The 4,325-nt window shown below is 31.2% G+C and carries 5 protein-coding genes; 2 read left to right on the top strand and 3 right to left on the bottom strand.

Annotated features, from left to right (window positions below; translation table 11 throughout):
- Window positions 1-34: 34 nt before the first annotated feature.
- Window positions 35-517 carry a PTS sugar transporter subunit IIA gene (locus tag FYJ55_RS10245; RefSeq protein WP_154556738.1) on the bottom strand — a complete coding sequence of 161 codons (483 nt, stop codon included), beginning with the start codon at window positions 515-517 and terminating at the stop codon, window positions 35-37.
- A 56-nt stretch (window positions 518-573) separates the two neighbouring features.
- Between FYJ55_RS10245 and FYJ55_RS10240 the strand changes: the two genes are divergently transcribed.
- Both FYJ55_RS10240 and FYJ55_RS10235 read left to right on the top strand, forming a co-directional pair.
- Window positions 574-1,353, top strand: a complete 780-nt coding sequence (locus FYJ55_RS10240; RefSeq protein WP_195836727.1) for a MurR/RpiR family transcriptional regulator — start codon at window positions 574-576, stop codon at window positions 1,351-1,353.
- The gene (locus tag FYJ55_RS10235; RefSeq protein ID WP_154556736.1) at window positions 1,337-2,089 is read left to right on the top strand and encodes a MurR/RpiR family transcriptional regulator; all 753 of its coding nucleotides are present in this window, start codon (window positions 1,337-1,339) and stop codon (window positions 2,087-2,089) included. The genes FYJ55_RS10240 and FYJ55_RS10235 overlap by 17 nt, the downstream gene beginning before the upstream one ends.
- Window positions 2,090-2,110: 21 nt before the next feature.
- Here the strand turns inward: FYJ55_RS10235 and FYJ55_RS10230 are convergent, their stop codons facing one another.
- A complete protein-coding gene (locus tag FYJ55_RS10230; protein ID WP_154556735.1) occupies window positions 2,111-3,628 on the bottom strand; it encodes a PTS transporter subunit EIIC in 1,518 nt (505 codons plus the stop codon).
- A gap of 98 nt (window positions 3,629-3,726) precedes the next feature.
- Window positions 3,727-4,325 (bottom strand): family 4 glycosyl hydrolase (locus FYJ55_RS10225; RefSeq protein WP_456152227.1); only part of this gene is annotated, 599 nt, incomplete at its 5' end.

Raw genomic sequence — 4,325 nt, 5'->3', positions numbered from 1 at the left:
AAAGCCAAATCATTAAGATTTGACTTTCACCTTTTTATTCAAATGTAGCGATTACACTTTCTTTAGCCTTAACCTCTTGATCAGATACAAATTTTATATTCTTTGCGTTACCAGGGTTTAATAAAACTAGCATAATCACGTCTTCATAATTCATTGCTTTTAGTTTGTCATGATCAAAAGTAATTAATAGTTGACCTTGTTTTACTTTTTGTTCTTTTGTTACTTTACAACTAAAAACTTTTTCCGTTAAATTCACTGTATCTAATCCACAATGAATCAATATTTCCATACCATTATCCAATGTTAATCCTACCGCATGTTCTGTACTATCAAATATGGCAGTCACTTTTCCATCACAAGGAGCATATACTTCATTTCCCTTTGGTTTAATGGCAATACCATCTCCCATCATTTTTTGTGAAAACACATCATCGTTTACCTGATCGATTGAAATCAAGTCACCACTTATATATGCTTTCAAATCATTACTATTTTTTCTTTTCTTAAATAAAAACATGTTTTACACCTCCAAAAAAAAACTTTATAATTATAAAAGAAGAAAGGATGTTTCCCTTGAAATTAAATTTAAATATTCCTCTAAATTCTTTATCAAATAAAGAACTTAACATTTTACAATATATTCATGATAACGAAGATAGAATCAGTATCATGAGCATTCAAACATTCGCAAAAGAAATTAACTATTCTACATCTACAGTTTTACGTTTTTGCCGAAAGCTTGGCTTCAGTGGATTTCCAGAATTAAAATTTTTCTTGCGTCGTCAAGAAGAAGAATCTTCTAAAAATGTTACTAATTATTCCGTTCAATCGATTAAAAAATCCATTATCACAGATTTAGAAGGTACAACTAGCTTAATGAATACCGAGGACCTTTTTCAAATTGCCAAGTTACTATCAAGTAATACGCCTGTTTATATTCATTCACCTGCTGGTTTAACTGATATTTCCGTTGATTATTTAGAGAGTATGCTGTTTATATCAGGTTGTCAAAATATATACAAATCTCCTGCAGCTAAAATGACACACCACTACATTCAAACTCTTGATAAAGGTAATATTTTTATCTTTATTTCTAGCTCAGGTAAATTTGAATCTACACTAAACTTAGCTAAAGAAGCAAAGCTTCATGGCATGATTGTCATTTCAATTTCTTCCATTGAAAATAATGATTTAGCTGAAATATCTAACTACAATATCCGTTTTTTTTCTAAAAAAACGGAGAATGAAGGTGCTGATTCAACTTCAAGATTTTGTACTTTCTTTGTATTAAGTGTATTCATCGAATTTTTCAACGAATATAAGAAAGGAATAGACCATGAAATCATTTCTTGATACAGTAGATGTTAACAATTTAACTTCTAGTGAACAAATTATTTATCAATATTTTAAAGATCATTTAAACAATATCGTTTATTTATCTCTAAGTGATATTTGTAAAGAATTATATGTATCCAATGCAACCGTTATTCGATTCAGTCAAAAGCTAGGTTTCAAAGGGTTCAATGAACTTAAATTCCAATTAAAAAATGAGCTTAATCTTACAAATAAATCTACAAATGCATGGGATACCATTCCACATCGCACCTCTATTTTAAAAGATTTTATTGACAATATTGATGATAAAATAATCGAACAAATTTGTTCTGAAATCAAAAATCATAAATCTATCTATATTTATGGCAGAAATATGTCAAGCTTACCTGCCAAATATTTACAATCTATGTTAAATACAATGGACATTCCATGTATTTATATAGATTGGATTGATTTTTTGTCTGCACTTTCTAAATCATTTCCAGATAATGCTGTTCTTTTCATTTTCACAAATTATGGAGATAAATCTATATATGAGCCCATTGTAAAACAATGTCATGAACGACACGTGAAAATCATTTGGATTTCTAGTACAGATTTAGATTCTTCTTTATTAAGTTCGAACGACATCTATATATCAACTCACGAAGCAAAATTAGAAACGCCTCCATTATTAACAAAATTAACATCTTTTCTATTAGTACAATTTATCATTGAATATTTGCGTCATAATATAGATAAGCAGGGAGCTTAAAATACTTCCTGCTTTTTTAGTTTAATATTTTAATACTTCACGAACGGCATCTGCAATTTTTTCAACTTTAGGTCCATAAATAACCTGAATATGAGTATCACTAGGTTTAACAATACCCATTGATCCTGTTTTCTTTAACATATCCTCGTTTACAGCTGCCATATCTTTAACATCCACACGAAGTCTAGAAATACAGTTATTAACAACAACGATGTTATCTCTTCCACCAAGTCCTTCAATAATTGTATTTACTGTATTAACCATTTTTTCATCTAATGACATATTACTAGAAGCATCATCATCTTCATCTGATACATCAATCGAAATATTTTTCTTTGATAAATACCATTTAAATACAGAATAGTAAATGACTGCATAGAATACACCGACAACAATAACCCAATACCAATTAGATCCTGGTTGGAATACACCCCAGATAAAGAAGTCAATAATTCCTCCACCTGTATTACCAATGATTACATTTAAAACTGTCATCAACATGAATGAAATACCACCCATAATTGAATGGAATACAAATAATGCTGGTGCAATGAACATAAATGAGAATTCAAGTGGTTCTGTAATACCTGAAACAAAGCTTGCAGCAACGCCGGCAATCATCAATGCTTTGACTTTTTGTTTCTTTTCGGCTGGTGAAGTTTGATAAATAGCTAAAGCTGCAGCTGGTAAACCAAACATCATAAATGGCATTTTACCTTGTCCTAAGAATTGAGTATATGGTTGTAAATCTTTTAAAGGAACTTTATCAACAAATTGTAAGAAGATATTTAAACATCCTTCTACTCCTTGGAATGTTCCACCTAATGGAGTTGTTCTAAATAATGAATTTAATACGTGGTGAAGTCCAGTTGGAATTAATAATCGTTCTAAAGTACCGAAAATAAATACTCCAAATGCACCAGCTGAATGAATCAAATCACCTAAGCCATTGATTCCTACAGAAATAGGTTCCCAAATTAATGGCATAACCAATCCAATACCAGCCATAGTTACAATAACAATTAATGCTACAAATCGTTTTCCTCCATAGAAGGCAATTGCAGCAGGGAATTGTACTTTATGATATTTATTATGTAGCCATGCCGTTACTAAACCGGCAATAATACCTGCAGTGGCTCCCATATCTACAGTATCAACACCCAAAATATTAGAAATTTTCATTGCACTAAAGTCCATGACTCCAGTTTGAATCATACAGCTAGAAGCTACTAAAAATGCGTAATATCCTAAGAATCCAGCAAAAGCTGCTACACCTTTATCTTCTTTAGCTAATCCTAACGCAATAGAAATTGAGAATAAGACTGGCATTAAAGTAAATACAATACCTGATACCTTATTTAAAGTTGAGATAATAAATAAAGGCACACTAGCAGCTAAGAAAGGTAAAACTTCCTGTACTTGCGGTTTCATTAATGCACTTGATAAACCTAATACGATACCACAAGCAGCTAATGCAGCAATTGGCATCATCAAACTTCTTCCTAAATCAGAGAAGAATCCCATTATTTTATTTTTCATATACTTTCCCAAAAATTTTCTTTCCCATTTTAAAATAAGACTCTCATAAACACAAATTCTATATTATATATCATGAGAGCCTTACATAATTAGTTATCTTATTTCAATTCAGGCCATTGATCTCCATTAGCTTCAATCAATGCATCTAGAATTTTTCGTGCTTCTTTTGCATCATTGATCAATCGGTTCAATGTAAATGCTTCAAATGCCTTTTGATATGAATGTTCATAATATGCATCTACTAATAGCTTTTCACATGATACTTGCTGTACTAATAATCCTAAATAGAATTGTGGAATATTTCCTACACGCAATGGTCTTGGTCCATTGATTCCTAATTCACATACTACTTCTACCATTGCATCATCTTGCATGTTCGCAATGGCTCCATTGTTTTCTACAATCAAAATGAATCTTCCTAATGTATTGAATGCGATGGCTTCTGCTACTTTGATCATCATTTCTGCATGTGCATCACTGATTGCGTGGAATTTGTCTCCTAGTTTTCCTGCTTTAATGACTTCTTCACATTCTTTGAACACTCGCTTTTCACGTCCATCGATGACTTCATCTGCACGTGTATAATTTGGATTTAAATGACTTGCCTTATATTCTGGATATAAATAGTATCCATCATATGTATTTGGCAAATAGTCTGGGAAATCTTCCATCATCGTTTGTACAAATCCATATGTTT

This window comes from Holdemanella porci, assembly GCF_009696075.1.
GTDB classification, from domain to species: domain Bacteria; phylum Bacillota_I; class Bacilli_A; order Erysipelotrichales; family Erysipelotrichaceae; genus Holdemanella; species Holdemanella porci.
This window is presented reverse-complemented; position numbering and strand designations above follow the sequence as displayed.